Raw genomic sequence first — 13,983 nt, 5'->3', positions numbered from 1 at the left:
TCGTGCGTTTGCGGCTAGTCGTAGCCGTAGTCGGCGTGATGTCGATTCTCGCCGGCTGCGCGCCGAGTCCGCCGGCGCCGCCGCCCGACTACAACCGGCCTCAGCGGGCGTTGGTCCCGGCGTTTGCCGGTGCGGCGCAGTTGCCGCCTGCGAACATGACCGACGACGGACCCGGCTCGCTGATCGACGCGAGGCCGTACACCGAGAGTTCGGTCCTGCAGTCGGCCAACGCGTCAGCGGTGCGAGTGGTGTATCGCTCGACGTCGAGCACCGGGGAGCCGACTCAGGTTTCGGGCGTGGTGGCGGTGCCCGCGGGGGTAGCGCCGAAGGGCGGCTGGCCGATCGTCTCGTTCGGGCATTCGCTGACCGGCCTTGACATGAAGTGTGCGCCGTCGATGGCCAAGGAACTCGGCGGCTACTCGTCGGCGATGGTGACCTTGCTCAATCGCGGATACGTGGTCGTCATGTCCGATTACCAAGGGCTCGGCGTCAAGGGCGAGGACCACAACGCCACCGACTGGACGGCGTTGGGCAACAACATGATTGACGCCGTCCGCGCGGCACGCAAGGTGTCGCCCGACGCCGGGGTGAACTGGGCGGCCGACGGCAGCGGCCAGGGCGGCCTGGCGGCGTGGGCGGCGGCGGAACGAGCGCGAGACTATGGCGGCGGGCTCAATATGGTTGGCGCCGTTTCTCTTTCGCCGTTCTCGGATCTTTCGCCGCTGGTCGACATCGCGAACAAGGGCGCGCTGAGTGCCATGCAGGAGCGGTTGATGATGGTGCTGCTGCAGAACACCGCTCAGCACACGCCCGATTTCGATCTCGACCTTTACCGCTCGGGGGTGGCGAAGGACAACTGGGACCTGCTGACGGACTGCGCGCCGACCGACGCCAACGGGGCGCAGAAGATCGCATCCCAGGTGAAGGCCGACGATCTGCGTCCGCGCGACGATGCCGCGGCCAACGCACTGCGTGATCTGTTGAGTGCCAGCGCATTACCGGGGAACGCGGGTCCCGCGATCGCACCGATCCTGGTTGTCTACGCCACCGACGACACGCTTGTTCCGCAGGCAGGCATCGCCCGCGCCCTGAAAAACGCATGCGGCAAGGGCGATCCCATCGTGGTGATGAGGCAGATCGGCGACACCTCCACCACCAACTACCAGATCATCCAGACCTCACTGAGTTGGCTGACCAACCGCTTCAACGGGGTGAAGCCGAACGACGTCTGCGTGGGTGCCTCATGAAGTCGCCGGCCAACGCGCCACTGGTGCGGGACTACGCCCAGCTGTTGCGCAACGGATGGATCGTGATCCTGTGCGCGACGGTGCTTTCGGTTGGCGCGGGCTGGCTGGCATGGCAGACGTCGGATCCGGTCTACAGCTCGACCGCCAAGGTGTTCGCGACGACGAAGGGCAGCGCGACGCCGGTCGATGCCTACTACGGACATCTGAACTCGGTCTCGCGGACCCTGACGATTCAAAGCCTGGCCCGCAGTCCGCAGGTCACGATGCGCACCATCGACCAACTGGGCCTTCAGGACACACCTGGCGACCTGGCCGGACGGATAGCCGTCGTGGTCACCAACTCCGCCCTGATGGACATCATCGTGACGGGCAGCGATCCGACGTCCACCAGGCGCACCGCGAACGCGGTGGCGGCCAACCTGATGCAGCTGACGCGCGAAATCGGTGGCATCGACACCTCCAACGTCGACCTCACGCTCGTGGACAGCGGCAGCGCGCCCGTACGAGTAGGTTCGATGTGGCAGTTCATGTTCCACGCCGGCGCGCTGGGCCTGGCTTTGAGCGTTGTTCTGGTGCTCGGCTACGGCTTGGTGAGAAACAAACTGCTTGGCAAGGGTCACGTCGACCGCATCGTCGGTGAGGCTATCGCGGGAAGGGATGCATGAACCGCGCTCAGTTCGGAACTGCAATGGCGTGCCTGGCCGTGGTGGCAGGCATGGTGGTATCCGGGTGCAGCAACAAGGCGCCTGAGCAGAAGGAGCCGGCGGCCGCGCAGGGCATGCACCTGGAAGCCGACTACACGGGCGCCGGCCAGGAGCCGGGTGCGCTCTCCGATGCCACCACCTTGCCGACCGTCGACCGCAGGCTGCGTGCGGCCACCTCGCTCGCGGCTCGCATCGAGTACACCTCGACCTCCGGCGTAACCGGAGGGACCGAGCAGGTGACCGGCACGGTGTTCGTGCCGATGGGCAAGCCGCCAGAAGGTGGCTGGCCGGTGGTGGCCTATGCGCATGCGACGACGGGCATCGAGCCCGAGTGCGCGCCCTCGCTGTCACCGACACTGCTGAATTCGTCGACGATCGTGACCACCTTGGTGAAGGCCGGCTTCGTCGTGACGCTGCCCGATTACCAGGGCCTGGGGCTGGACAAGACGTATCACCCGTACCTCGACGCGACGACGGCCGGTTACAACGTCATCGACGCGGTGCGCGCGACGCGCAAACTGGTGCCCGAGTCATCCAATCGTTGGGTGGGACTTGGCCTTTCGCAGGGCGGACAGGCGACCTGGGCCGCCAATGAACTGGCGGCCAACTACAACGGTGGGCTGGCGCTGGTCGGAACCGTCAGCCTGTCGCCTGCCGCCGACATCACCGGTTTCGCCGATGCGGCCGCGGCTGGTCAGCTGACCCCGGAGCAGGCGCCTGCGTTGCCGTCGATCCTGTCGTGGCTGAAGAAGGCCCACCCCGAGCTCAACCTCGACGACTACCGGCGCGGGATCGTGGCTGACAAGTGGGACACCCTGCTGGCCTGCTCGGGACCGAAAGCCGCTGAGCGCGAAAAGATCACCGACCAGATCACCCCGGACGATCTGCGGCCGAGCACGCCGGAAGCGGTCGACACCCTGCGCAGCTATCTGCAGAAGATGAGCCTCCCGCAGGGCCCGGCCGCGGCGCCGATGCTGGTCATCTACGGCGGCAAGGACAATTTGGTGCCGGCGCCGTGGACCGATCGCGCGCTGACGGCCGCATGCGGCATGGGCGACGTCATCGACATCCTGACGCAACCCGACAAGGGCCACAGCGACATCGATGTCTCCTCGGCGTTCGGCTGGATCAACAACCGGTTCAAGGGTGAGCCCGCGCCGAACAGCTGCTTGTCGTTCTCCGCCGCCCAACGGTTGGGCTCCATCGCTGTTCAAGGGCTGGGAGTGCCTCAATGACGGTTGAGCCGAAATCCACGACCGCCGCCTCTGCCCGGGGCGGCGGTCGTCATCGACGGGACCAGCCCGCAGCCAAAACGCCGCAGGCCGCACCGGGCACCGCTGCACGCATCATCGGGCTGGACGGCGCGCGTGGGCTCTCCGCGGTCGGCGTGGCGGTCATGCACGTGGCAGGCAACTTCTCCCCGCACGCCGCGGCGACCACGAAGATCACGCTGGTCGGCATGAGCCTGATCTTCTTCTACGTACTCAGCGGTTTCCTGCTGTTCTTGCCCTACGTCCGCAGGTTGACCGAAGACCCTTCCGTCGCAACGATTCCCAGCACCAAGAACTTCGCCATCCACCGGTTCGCCCGCATCGTGCCCGGCTACCTCGCGATCTTCCTGCTGTGCAACTACGTCTTCCAGGTCGTCTATGTCGAGAATCCGGCGCTGCAGCCGATCGGCACCGACAAGGGCACCGGGATGATCACCGACCCCTGGCAGCTGCTGGCCAACCTGACCTTGGTGCAGACCTACATTCCCAAGTACGCGCTGACCGGTTTGAACCCGTCCTGGTCGCTGACGCTGGAGTTCGCGTTCTACGCGTCGCTGCCGCTGATCGGCTACCTGCTGTTCGCCACGCGTAAGCGATCGTCGATGCGGCCGATGCGGGTGGCCCTCATCGGCCCGGTCATCCTGCTCGCCATCGGGTTCATCGGAAAAGCCCTGGCCCCCTTGGTTGTTACGCACTTCGGTATCACCGACCCCGAGCTCATGCAGTGGGGACCGAACTGGGTCGCGGTCTACATGAGAAGCTTCCTGGCCAATGCGGACAACTTCGCATTCGGCATGCTGGCGGCGATGCTGATGGTGGCAATGGAACAGCGGACCGTCAGTGAGCGGATAAGCCGTCGGGTGCAGTTGTATTCGGCCATCGGCATCGTCGTTTCGCTGGTGGGTTCACTGGCGCTGATCGCCGCAGGAAACCTGTTCGGGCTGTCGGGGATCGCGCTCGCGTCGGCTCTGGTGATCCTGGTGATCGTCGCGCCGCTTGCCCGTGGTCAGCGCTCGAAGATCGGCGAAGCCCTCGAGATGGCGCCGTTCCGCTACGTGGGCAAGGTCTCGTTGTCGCTGTACCTGCTGCACTTCCCGATCATGTTGATGATGTACCGATACGGCCTGTTGGCCGGTGACTCGATGGGCGGGATGGGCATCAACATCGTGACCGTGCTGGCCGTCACGATGGTGGTGTCCACGGTCACCTACTACGCCGTTGAACAACCCGCGATGAACCTCGCGAGGCGCTACCGGTATCGGTGGCGCTGATGCGCAGGGTTGCCATTGCAGTGGCCGCAGGTCTCGGGGTCGCTTTGGTCGCCGGGTCGATCACGGTGGCATGGGTGTTCGGGCCCGACATCGTCAACCACTTCAAGGACGCGTCGTCGGAGTCGTCGCAGATTGCCACCGCCCAGATCGGTGGCTCAGAGCCGGGCTCGTTGGTCAGCGCGACGACGATGGACCAACTGGACAAGGACCCCGACAGCTCACTGTGGAGTTCCGCTCGGGTGCTGTACCGCTCCACCGAGGGCGACACCGGGCAGTCGACCGTCGTCTCCGGATCCGTCTATGTCCCAAAGGCTCCCGCGCCCGCGGGCGGCTGGCCGGTGATGGCGTTCGGGCACGGCACGGTGGGCATCGACGAGCCGTGCGCACCCTCGCTGTCGCCTTCACTGCTCAACATGAAGGTGTGGGTCGTCTCGCTGATCAGGAAGGGCTACGCGGTCGCGTTCACCGACTACCAAGGCCTCGGCGCGCCGGGGGTGCATCCGTACACCGACAACAAGACCGAGGGTTACAACGTCATCGATTCGGTGCGCGCGCTTCGACACACGTTCCCTGACGTCTCCAACCGCTGGGCGGCGTTCGGGGGATCGCAGGGCGGGGGAGCGGTCTGGGCTGCCGCCGAACTGGCCGCCACCTATGCGCCTGAACTCGACCTCGTCGGGGCGGTCGCGATGTCGCCCGCCGCCGATGTCAGCGGGATTGTCGACAAGGCGACGGCCAAGACGTTGACGACCGACCAAGCGCCGGCGTGGTTCCCACTGGTCGAGGTGATGGGACGGCTGCACCCGGACTTCAACCGCGACGACTACCGCAGTGGCGCCGCCGCCAAGTACTGGGACATCCTGACGTCGTGTTCGGGTCCAAAATCGCTGGACCGCAACGCCGCTGCCGCCGAGCTCAAGGACACCGACTTCGTTCCGCGCACGCCGGAAGCCGCCGATCGCCTGCGCACCCTGCTCCAGCAATGGGCGCTGCCGCACGAGCGGGTCTCCGCCCCACTGTCGATCATCTACGGCGGCCAGGACACTCTCATCGATCCGCAGTGGACCACCGATGCGATCGCTCGGGCATGTGCGCTCGGCGGACCGATCGTGTGGGACTTCCAGCCGGACAAGGACCACGGCAGCGTGGACATCAGCACTCAATTCGATTGGTTGGCAGACCGATTCGCGGGGAAGCCGGTGGCCAGTGAGTGCCCGTAGGAACCCCGACGGCGACAGCCCGCTGTGGCGTCGCGCATTGATGGAGGCCAAGTCTGCCGTCAAGCGCAGGCTGGCGCCCGCCGGCACGCCGGTCGACTCGCCGGACGCGCCCTACTTGATCGTGCCGGTGCTCGGCCAGTCCAACGCCGTCGGGATGGGTCTCGGGCTCGACCTCGAGGGTCCGGACCGACCCGACCCGCTGGTGCACCAGTGGGCGATGTGCGGGCCGTCAAAAGGTTCCGCCGTCTTGGCCGTCGACCCGCTCCTGCACGAAATCCCGGCCGGCGGTGTGGGATTCGGCATCACGTTCGGCAAGCAGCTCGCCGCACAGACCGGCCGCGCGGTGCTGCTGATTCCCGGCGCGCGCGGCGATACCTCGTTCACTCCGAAGAACGGGTGGACGTGGGACCCCGCTGACACCCGCACCCGAAGGAACTTGTACCGCAACGCTATTGCCGCCATCGACGCGGCGCTGGCCCGCTATCCAGGCAGCACGGTCGCCGCGATCCTGTGGCATCAGGGCGAGACCGATGTACCGCTGATGGCAGCGCCGGAGTATCAGCGCAAGCTCGACTCGGTCATCGACGACCTTCGCAGTCGGTACGGCGCCGGGCTGCCTTTCCTGGTCGGCCAAATGGTTGCCGAGGAAATGGAATTGAGCGGCAAGAACTACGGGCCGATCAACGCTGTGCACGCCGACACCCCCAACCGCCGACCACGTACCGCGTTCATTCCCGGTGCCCGCTCCTCGATCAACGGCGGCGCCGACCGGCACTACAACGCCGCAGGGCAGCGGGACATGGGCAGGGCGATGTGGTCGGCGTACCGCAGCATCGCAGTGGATGACCTGGCCGACTATGGCGCTCAATGATCTTCGTCGCGCGGTCGTCGTCGCCGCGGCACTCCTCGTCGCACTGACGGTGGTGATGGCGGTGTCCGGTGTCACGCTGTTCACCAACGCCAAGACCGACCCGTTGCAAAAGGCCGACGCGGTGGTGGTGCTCGGCGGTGAACACGACGGCCGTGAGGACTACGGCATCGGGCTGGCGCGCGGCGGATGGGCGCCGACGGTCGTCATCTCGGATGCCTATCCGAAGGATGACCCGGTCATGCAGCGGGTGTGCAAGTCGCAGCCGACGATAGAAGTGATCTGCGCGCGGGCGAGCGAGCTGACCACCCGCGGCGAGGCGCAGATGGTGGAGCGGCTGGCCACGCAGCGATCGTGGTCCAAGATCATCGTGGTCACGTGGCGCTACCATCTACCCCGGGCACGGCTGATTTTTCAGCAATGCTTTTCCCCTAATTCAGACGCGGTTGTGATGGAAGCCGTTCCGCGCCGATACGACTTCTCGTTGGCGCGCTGGCAATTCATCTATGCATATCAATACGCCGCATTTGCGAAAGCGGAGGCGATGGGCGATTGCAAATCCGTTGACCAGGCACCGTCGTCGTCGACGGACGCGGCACGGTAATGACGCAGGTACGGTGGCGTAGTGCCCCACTCTGAACCAATGGCACTGGCCCCCATCTCGCTTCTTGGTGGCTGGGCGCCGATAGCGCTGCAGGCGATTGCCGCCGCAGTGCTGGTTTATGCGATCGGGTGGCGCACCCGGCGCTGGCGGCTGATCTGGTTACCGGTGGCGCTGGTCGTCGGTTTGATCGCAGCGGCGCTGACGTACTGGTACATCCAGTGGTCCGATCTGTCGAGCGGCCGGTTGGCGCCGTACTACTTCTGGATCTGGGTGGTACTGGGCGGTGTGGCCCTCGCGGTACTCGTGCTCGGTTGGCGCGACACCAGTTGGTCGCGACGCGGCGCATCGGTGCTCGCGGTTCCGCTTTCACTGTTGTGCGTCGCGTTGGCGCTGAACATGTGGACGGGGTACGTGCCGAGCCTGCAGACCGCTTACGACCAACTCACCGGCAAGCCGGTGGCCGGTCAAACCGACGCGGCCGGTGTGAAGGCGATTCAGGAAAAAGGTGGTATCCCCGACAAGGGCACCGTGATGACGGTGACGATTCCGGACAACGGCTCCGGGTTCAAACACCGCGACGAAGTGGTCTACCTGCCGCCCGTCTGGTACGCCAGCAATCCGCCTCCCAAGCTGCCGGTCGTGATGATGATCGGCGGCGTGATCGGCAGGCCGGGAGACTGGCTGCGCGCGGGAGACGCGCAGAAAACGCTTGACGACTTCGCGGCCAAACACGGCGGCAACGCACCCGTTGTGGTGTTCGTCGACGTGCTCGGCGCGTTCCTCAACGACACCGAGTGCGTCAACAGCGGCCGTGGTAATGCTGCCGACCATCTCACCAAAGACGTTGTGCCTTACATGATTTCGAAGTTCGGAGTCAGCCCGGACCCGGCAAACTGGGGTGTGGCCGGCTTTTCGATGGGCGGTACGTGCGCGGTCACGCTCGCGATGAAGTACCCCGAGTTGTTCAGTGCATTCATCGACATCGGCGGCGACCTGTTCCCCCGTGACGGTGGCGGCAGGGACGAGACAATCGCCCGACTGTTCGACGGTGACGAGGAGGCGTTCAAGTCGTGGGAACCGGCCAGCGTGATCCAGGCGCACGGACCGTACCCGGGCACCGCCGGATGGTTCGTCGTCGGGGAGCAGGTGCCGAACCTGTACCGCCCGCCTGACCCGAATCCGGGCTCGGCGCCGCTGCCTGAGCCGCCCGATGTCGCCAGCGACCACGCCGGGGCGGCGCAGTACCTGTGCGAACTGGCCAGCGACTACGGCGTCGAATGTGCTGTGGTGTCGGACCCGGGCAAGCACGACTGGCCCTCGGCGGCGAGCGCGTTCCCGATGGCGCTGCCGTGGCTCGCGGGCCGACTGGGCACCCCGGGCGTCCCTGCAGTACCCATGCCGGGCGCCCCGGGCGCTTCGTAACGGACCCGCTCCCCGGAGCGATTAAACAGGGGGTGCTCGACTGCCCCCTGCGGCCTCTCAGCGATCACGTTGTGCGGGATTCGTAGTGACAAGAATTCGTCGGCTGAACGCTAGCTGGGGTGTGGCTGGGCAATGCTTTTACTCGGCTTCGCTCTCGCTTCGTAATACGGCTCCGCACACGCTACTATTGGCTGTCCGCGCCGTTGCGGAGCGTTATCTTCGCCGTTCAAAACGCCGCGAACAGCAATCAAGCCATCCGAGGGGATTGTGACTGACCAGCGTCTTTTCCGGTTCGCTCAGCGAACTCTTGACAGTAGTGCAATAGTTAGTCATTGGCCGCTATGATCGGCCAGGGCTACCGATTCTTAGCAAACGGAAGGTACGCACTGCTGTGACCGCGGTTGAGACATTTCTCGCTCCGACCGAGTCGCCGGCGACGGCTATCACCCCCGCGTCTCGCACGAATTGGCAGCGTCGGTATCGCCTCTCCCTGATCGTCACGGACGTCGTCGTCGTCGCGCTCGCCCTCGTCGGCGGCCAGATGGTGCGTCTTGGCCAGCCGTTCACCAAGTTCGACCTGGCGATGGCTTACTACACATTGGCTTCGCTGATCGTCGGCACGATCTGGTTGACGCTGCTGGCGGCTTACCGCACGCGCTCCCCGCGGATTATCGGCGCTGGTGTCGAGGAATATCGCCGCGTCTTTTCCGCCACGCTCGCAACGGTCGGCGTGATCGCCGTCGGCCTGATGATCTTCCGCCCCGAATACGCGCGCGGATATTTGGCTGTCGCACTTCCTCTCGGGTTATTCGCCCTGCTCCTTGGCCGCAGCTTGTGCCGTCGCGTGCTCGCCAGGCAGCGCCGCAAGGGCAAGGCCGTCATCTCGGTGCTCGCCGTCGGCGATCCCCGCGCGGTGCGCAGCCTGGTGCAATGCCTTTCGCGGGAAGTCTGCTACGGATACTCCGTCATCGGCGTCTGCCTGACCGGGCGTGGCACCGGCGGGACGATCGAAATCCCCGGTGCAGGCACCCTGCCTGTGCTTGGCGATGAGAACGACGTCGAGCGCGCGATCCTCGAAACCGGCGCGGACACGGTCGCGTTGACCGCCACCGAACACCTCGGCCCCGAAGGCATCCGCGAACTGTCCTGGCAGCTGGACAAGCTCGGCGTCGACCTCGTGGTCTCGCCAGGCGTCGTCGATGTGGCCGGCCCGCGGCTGACCATGCAGCCGGTGTCCGGACTTCCGCTCATTCACGTGGAGAAGCCGCAGTACAGCGGGACCAAGCGGCTGCAGAAGCGAGCGTTCGACATCTGCGTGTCGATGACCGTGCTCGCAGGTGCGCTGCCCGTGATGCTTCTTGCCGCGATCGCCATCAAGCTGACCAGCCGTGGCCCGATCTTCTACCGCTCCGAGCGCATCGGCCTGGACGGCAAGCCGTTCCAGATGATCAAGTTCCGCACGATGGTCGACGGCGCTGACAAGCAGGTCGACGCGCTGCAGGCACTCAACGAGAGCGCAGGCGGCGTGCTGTTCAAGATCCGCCAGGACCCGCGCGTCACGAAGGTCGGCCGGGTGCTGCGCCGATACAGCATCGACGAGCTGCCTCAGTTCTTCAACGTGCTGCGCCGCGATATGAGCGTGGTGGGACCGCGTCCGCCGCTGCGGCGTGAGGTGGACACCTACGACTTCCAGGTGCGCCGTCGGCTTCTCGTGCTGCCGGGCATCACCGGGCTGTGGCAGGTCAGCGGCCGCTCGGATCTGTCGTGGGAGGACTCGGTTCGGCTCGACCTCTCATATGTCGAGAATTGGTCGATCGCCAACGACCTGCTGATCGCGGCCAAGACTGTGCGCACGGTGTTCGCCGGCAGCGGCGCGTACTGACGTCCAGCAACCTCACAGGCATCGCGACTGGGACTCCGGCCGGGCGCGCGCGGTACGCAAAATTAACGCGATGGCAAACACCGGGAAATCGCTCGGCCGCCGTGGGCATCAATTGCAGCGGGCACGGTCTTGAAATAATCGGCGGCGATGCCTGAATACGACGCACTGCCACCGCTCGATACGCCTTCGCTGCGCGCCGAGGTTGCTGGCCCCGGCCGGCACTGGCGACAACTGGACGTGGTCGAGCAGACCGGGTCCACCAACGCCGACCTGCTTGCGCGTGCCGCCGCAGGCGAGGACATCGCAGGCGCAGTGCTGATCGCCGAACACCAGACCGCAGGGCGCGGCCGCAATGGGCGGGTGTGGACCTCCCCGGGAGCGCAGCTGACGATGTCGGTCGGCGTCGACGGCGGCGGGGTGCCGCCCGACTCCTGGGGCTGGCTGCCGCTGGCCACCGGGGTGGCCGTCGTCGACACCGTCGCGCCTTACGGCGTCGCCGCGGGGCTGAAGTGGCCCAACGACGTATTGGTCGGCGATCGCAAGCTGGCAGGCATCTTGACCGAGGTCGCCGCGGCCCAGCGCTTCATCGTCGTCGGCATCGGCCTCAACGTGACGCTGCGCGGCGACGAGGTTCCCGACGCGGACGCCACCTCACTGCGCGCCCTCGGCGTCGAGACGCTCGACAGGGGTCAACTCGTGGCGGCGCTGCTGCGGGAGTTGGGCACGCGCTTCTCGCGTTGGCGGGAAGCCGACGGCGCCGACGCGGGGCTCATCGCAGACTATCGAGCGCGCAGCGTGACCATCGGTTCGCGGGTGCGCGCGATCCTTCCGGGTGGAGGCGAGGTGCTCGGCGTCGCCCAATCGATCGACGAGCAGGGCAGGCTGCACATCGATTCCGACGCAGGAACGGTCGCGGTGTCCGCGGGCGACGTGGTGCATCTGCGCTGAAATCGCGATGCGGCGTTGGCGCCCGGCGACGCGAAGGTTGGTCAGGTAGGTTGTGCCGGGGCTGGTGTCGATGGGGTTAGCCAAGGGAGGCGCATGCGCCGTAAAGCGCTCTGGTCCGGTGTGGCGCTTGTTCTGGTGGCGGAAATCGTGGCGGTGGTGCTGCTGCTTCCCTATCTGCAGCCGTCCGTCATAAAGTTCCTCGACATCTTTCCGTCGTCGGGCGGTGCGCCGGTTCATGTGGCGACAGCGGATTTGACGGACGCCGGGCCGGGAAGCCTGGTGTCGGCCACCACCATGCCCGGCGTCACCCGCACCTTCGCGGGCAGGGATTTGCAGGCTGCAAGGGTGCTGTACCGATCAACGGAGGGTGACACCGGGGCGCCGACCGTCGTATCGGGTTCGGTGTTCGTGCCCAAAGGCAAAGCGCCCGACGGCGGCTGGCCCGTCGTCGGGTTCGGCCACGGCACCCTTGGCATCGACAACGAGTGCGCGCCGTCGCTGTCTCCGGACCTCTCCACCTACATCGGGGTGGTGCGGGTGCTGATCAAGCTCGGCTATGCGGTCGCGTTTCCCGACTATCAGGGACTCGGCGCGAAAGGCGTTCACCCATACGCGGATTCGAAAACCGCGGCGCTCAACATGATCGACGCGGTGCGGGCGCTGCACCGGACGTTTCCCGACATCTCCAACAGGTGGGCGGCGATGGGCGGATCGCAGGGCGGCGGCGCCGCGTGGGCGGCCGACGAACAAGCCGCCGGTTATGCGCCGGAGCTGACACTTGTCGGCGCAGCCGCGACCTCACCGCCGACCGATCTTTCCGACCTCGTCGACAAGGCCCAGGACGGCAAGCTGACAACGGAGCAGGGTGCGGTGATGCAGGCGATCATCGAATCGCTTGCCCGGCTACACCCGGACCTCGACCGCGACCTGTACCGCCACGGCACGGCCAAGGAATTCTGGAACGCCATGTCCGCCTGCAGTGAGGACACCGCATACCAACGCGGAGAGGCGATCAAGCGGCTCGGGCCCAAGGACTTCGCGCCCGACAACGCCGACGCGGCCATCCACTTGCGCGATCTACTGAAGCAATGGGCCTTGCCGCAGAAGCCGCTGTCCGCGCCGCTATATGTGTGGTACGGCGGCCAGGATCCGTTCATCGACGCGGACTGGACGAAGGCCGGCATTGAGAAGGCATGCGAGATGGGCGGCACGGTCACGGTCGACTTCGATCCGAACGGCGGCCACAACCCGCCGACCGGCGACGCCGTGATTGCCTGGATCGCCGACCGGTTTGCAGGCAAACCCGCGACCAACGACTGCAAGTCGGGGTAAGTCCCGCTCGCCGGGGTGGCGGCTGGGTAGAGTTCCAGCCGTGGGCTACCCGGACAATGTGCTCGCCGGCGACGAGCAGGTCGTGCTACACCGCCATCCGCATTGGAAGCGGCTGGTCGGCCCCGTGCTGATCCTGTTGATCGCCACCGCAATCGCCGCGTTCGGCCTTGGCTACGTCAACACCCTCGACTGGGACGCCACCGCGAAGCGGGTCGTGCTGATCGTCATCGGGGTGGTCTGGCTGGTCATCATCGGGTGGCTGACGGTCTGGCCGTTCCTCAATTGGTGGACAACGCATTTCGTCATCACCGATCGGCGGGTGATGTTCCGCCATGGCTTGCTCACCAGATCGGGCATCGACATTCCGCTGGCACGCATCAACAGCGTCGAGTTCCGGCACGGCCTGCTGAACCGGATGCTGCGCACCGGAACGCTGATCATCGAGTCCGCGTCGCAGGATCCCCTTGAATTCCACGACATTCCGCGCGTGGAACGGGTGCACTCACTGCTGTATCACGAAGTCTTCGACACCCTGGGCTCGGAGGAATCGCCGAGCTGAGCCAGCCGGCGCGCCCGTCGGGTGGGGCGGCGCAGCGGGGTGACCTTCCCGCGCTCGTATTCATCCTCCATCGCCTCGGCGATGCCGCCTGCGGTAAGCGATTCGACGGCCATGTCGGGGTGGCGGCCGAACTCGTCGGGGAACACCCAGCGGCGGAACGCCCAGAACCGGAACGCCATCTGTAGCAGGTTGCCGATCACGTAGGCCGAGACGAAGTCGGCGATGTTCTCCGTCGTCAGGCTGACTTCGGGAACGCGCAACATCAGCACGTAGCTGGAGAAGTACAGCGGCGCCATCGACAGCAGCACGCCCACACCGCTGAACGCGAAGAACATCAGCGCCTCGTGGTGGCGCTCGCGGCCACCGCGGTTCTGGAAGCTCCATTCGCGGTTGAGGATGTAGGACGCGATCACCGCGACGATGCCTGCGATGATCTTGGCGGTGACGGGCTTGGGCTCCAGCACCGTGAGCTTGAGCGTGTAGAACACCGCCGAGTCGATGACAAAAGTCGTTGCGCCCACGATGGCGAACTTGATCAGTTCGTGATGCCGCTCGAAGTACGGCCGGATCGGGCGGGGCAGCCGTGCGATCGTGGCATCAGTAAAGGACACAACAGCGCAGTGTACGGAAATACCGGAGGCCACGCGTACCCGTG

Annotated in this window: 13 protein-coding genes; 12 read left to right on the top strand and 1 reads right to left on the bottom strand. The window is 66.0% G+C overall.

Features of this window, described 5'->3' with window-relative positions:
• The first annotated feature begins 2 nt into the window (after nt 1-2).
• The 12 genes from GGC64_RS07400 to GGC64_RS07345 all read left to right on the top strand — a co-directional run bounded on the left by GGC64_RS07400 (nt 3) and on the right by GGC64_RS07345 (nt 13,328).
• A complete protein-coding gene (locus GGC64_RS07400; RefSeq protein WP_192721748.1) occupies nt 3-1,247 on the top strand; it encodes a lipase family protein in 1,245 nt (414 codons plus the stop codon).
• Nucleotides 1,244-1,912 carry a YveK family protein gene (locus GGC64_RS07395; RefSeq protein ID WP_192721747.1) on the top strand — a complete coding sequence of 223 codons (669 nt, stop codon included), beginning with the start codon at nt 1,244-1,246 and terminating at the stop codon, nt 1,910-1,912. The genes GGC64_RS07400 and GGC64_RS07395 overlap by 4 nt, the downstream gene beginning before the upstream one ends.
• Nucleotides 1,909-3,186 carry a lipase family protein gene (locus tag GGC64_RS07390; protein WP_225951195.1) on the top strand — a complete coding sequence of 426 codons (1,278 nt, stop codon included), beginning with the start codon at nt 1,909-1,911 and terminating at the stop codon, nt 3,184-3,186. The genes GGC64_RS07395 and GGC64_RS07390 overlap by 4 nt, the downstream gene beginning before the upstream one ends.
• A complete protein-coding gene (locus GGC64_RS07385; RefSeq protein ID WP_192721746.1) occupies nt 3,183-4,493 on the top strand; it encodes an acyltransferase in 1,311 nt (436 codons plus the stop codon). Before GGC64_RS07390 ends, GGC64_RS07385 begins: the two co-directional genes overlap by 4 nt.
• Nucleotides 4,493-5,713 (top strand): lipase family protein, encoded by a 1,221-nt coding sequence (locus tag GGC64_RS07380; protein WP_192721745.1) that lies wholly within the window; start codon nt 4,493-4,495, stop codon nt 5,711-5,713. The genes GGC64_RS07385 and GGC64_RS07380 overlap by 1 nt, the downstream gene beginning before the upstream one ends.
• The gene (locus GGC64_RS07375; protein ID WP_370582022.1) at nt 5,700-6,584 is read left to right on the top strand and encodes a sialate O-acetylesterase; all 885 of its coding nucleotides are present in this window, start codon (nt 5,700-5,702) and stop codon (nt 6,582-6,584) included. Before GGC64_RS07380 ends, GGC64_RS07375 begins: the two co-directional genes overlap by 14 nt.
• Nucleotides 6,556-7,185, top strand: coding sequence for a YdcF family protein (locus GGC64_RS07370; RefSeq protein WP_225951194.1), 630 nt, complete (start codon nt 6,556-6,558; stop codon nt 7,183-7,185). Before GGC64_RS07375 ends, GGC64_RS07370 begins: the two co-directional genes overlap by 29 nt.
• 39 nt (nt 7,186-7,224) lie before the next feature.
• Complete coding sequence (locus GGC64_RS07365; protein ID WP_192721744.1) at nt 7,225-8,607, top strand: alpha/beta hydrolase family protein; 1,383 nt, start codon at nt 7,225-7,227, stop codon at nt 8,605-8,607.
• Nucleotides 8,608-8,998: 391 nt separating this feature from the next.
• Nucleotides 8,999-10,489, top strand: a complete 1,491-nt coding sequence (locus tag GGC64_RS07360) for a sugar transferase (protein ID WP_369434946.1) — start codon at nt 8,999-9,001, stop codon at nt 10,487-10,489.
• Nucleotides 10,490-10,636: 147 nt separating this feature from the next.
• Nucleotides 10,637-11,437: a biotin--[acetyl-CoA-carboxylase] ligase gene (locus tag GGC64_RS07355; RefSeq protein ID WP_192721743.1), complete on the top strand. Its 801-nt coding sequence runs from the start codon at nt 10,637-10,639 to the stop codon at nt 11,435-11,437.
• Between the two features lie 93 nt (nt 11,438-11,530).
• Nucleotides 11,531-12,769, top strand: a complete 1,239-nt coding sequence (locus GGC64_RS07350; protein ID WP_192721742.1) for a lipase family protein — start codon at nt 11,531-11,533, stop codon at nt 12,767-12,769.
• 40 nt (nt 12,770-12,809) lie between these two features.
• Nucleotides 12,810-13,328, top strand: coding sequence for a PH domain-containing protein (locus GGC64_RS07345; protein WP_192721741.1), 519 nt, complete (start codon nt 12,810-12,812; stop codon nt 13,326-13,328).
• Here the strand turns inward: GGC64_RS07345 and GGC64_RS07340 are convergent.
• On the bottom strand, nt 13,283-13,939 hold the full coding sequence (locus GGC64_RS07340; protein ID WP_192721740.1) for a GtrA family protein: 657 nt from the start codon (nt 13,937-13,939) through the stop codon (nt 13,283-13,285). The two genes, GGC64_RS07345 and GGC64_RS07340, sit on opposite strands and share 46 nt — an antisense overlap.
• Between the last annotated feature and the right edge of the window lie 44 nt (nt 13,940-13,983).

This window comes from Mycobacterium sp. OAS707, assembly GCF_014873705.1.
In the GTDB taxonomy this organism is placed as follows: Bacteria; Actinomycetota; Actinomycetes; order Mycobacteriales; family Mycobacteriaceae; genus Mycobacterium.
Note: the sequence above shows the minus strand (reverse complement) of the source record. Positions and strands in the feature narration are given on the sequence as shown.

Bases quoted from the DNA above. Each gene is read 5' to 3' on its own strand.
- GGC64_RS07395 (WP_192721747.1), top strand. From the start codon at position 1,244: ATGAAGTCGCCGGCCAACGCGCCACTGGTGCGGGACTACGCCCAGCTG.
- GGC64_RS07390 (WP_225951195.1), top strand. From the start codon at position 1,909: ATGAACCGCGCTCAGTTCGGAACTGCAATGGCGTGCCTGGCCGTGGTG.
- GGC64_RS07385 (WP_192721746.1), top strand. From the start codon at position 3,183: ATGACGGTTGAGCCGAAATCCACGACCGCCGCCTCTGCCCGGGGCGGC.
- GGC64_RS07380 (WP_192721745.1), top strand. From the start codon at position 4,493: ATGCGCAGGGTTGCCATTGCAGTGGCCGCAGGTCTCGGGGTCGCTTTG.
- GGC64_RS07370 (WP_225951194.1), top strand. From the start codon at position 6,556: ATGACCTGGCCGACTATGGCGCTCAATGATCTTCGTCGCGCGGTCGTC.
- GGC64_RS07365 (WP_192721744.1), top strand. From the start codon at position 7,225: ATGGCACTGGCCCCCATCTCGCTTCTTGGTGGCTGGGCGCCGATAGCG.
- GGC64_RS07355 (WP_192721743.1), top strand. From the start codon at position 10,637: ATGCCTGAATACGACGCACTGCCACCGCTCGATACGCCTTCGCTGCGC.
- GGC64_RS07350 (WP_192721742.1), top strand. From the start codon at position 11,531: ATGCGCCGTAAAGCGCTCTGGTCCGGTGTGGCGCTTGTTCTGGTGGCG.